Raw genomic sequence first — 666 nt, 5'->3', positions numbered from 1 at the left:
GGATGCCACACCTCCACACCCTCGACCGGCCCACGCTCAGCCACCCACCGGAAGCCGAGGTCGTACCACGACGTGCCGTCGGGGCGGATAGCCTTGTAGTACGTCATCACACCCACCTCCTCGCAGCGGCGTGCCAGTTGGTCGGCAAGTCGTGGTCGTAGATGCTGTAGTCATCCCAGTTGATCTCGCTCACGATGCCGTCACCTCGATTTGGGTGCTCTTCCCGGGGCGTCGGATCGCCATCTGGATGACGCTCCGTCCAACATCGCGGGCGAACTCGTCACTGGGTCTGATGCACGAGAATCCGTTGAGCCATAGGCGCTCGGGTGAATCGTCGTCCTGGTAAAGGTAGGCGTCGCCGTAGGGCCAAGTGTTCGCCTCGGCTATCGCGGTGACGGCCGCCTCGATGCGCTTGCGGGCCTCCCGCATGTCGGTGATGGCCTGATCGAGTTCGACTAGGTGGGCTAGTAGGTCGCTCACGATTCGTCACCCGCCTCGATCCGCTTGGCGCGGTCGTGGTAGTCGGCGGGGGTGGTGGTAGAGTCTGTCATGTTGAGCTTCCTTTCGGGATTGCGTGGCCCTCGTCGTGACAGCGGCGGGGGCCGATTATTTGTGGTCAGCGGGTGGCTGACCTGCTGATGAGGCGCTCTACCTGATCGGCGGAGA

1 protein-coding gene is annotated in these 666 nt (G+C 63.4%); it reads right to left on the bottom strand.

What is annotated here, in order from left to right; all coding sequences use genetic code 11:
• Positions 1 to 189: 189 nt before the first annotated feature.
• Complete coding sequence (locus ACRPLY_RS26800) at positions 190 to 480, bottom strand: hypothetical protein (protein WP_432232230.1); 291 nt, start codon at positions 478 to 480, stop codon at positions 190 to 192.
• Positions 481 to 666: the final 186 nt, after the last annotated feature.

Origin of the sequence: Priestia sp. TGN 0903 (assembly GCF_050846855.1) — a bacterium.
Taxonomy (GTDB): domain Bacteria; phylum Bacillota; class Bacilli; order Bacillales; family Bacillaceae_H; genus Priestia; species Priestia zanthoxyli.
The sequence above is the reverse complement of the archived record's forward strand: the minus strand, read 5'-3'. Positions and strand labels throughout refer to the sequence as shown.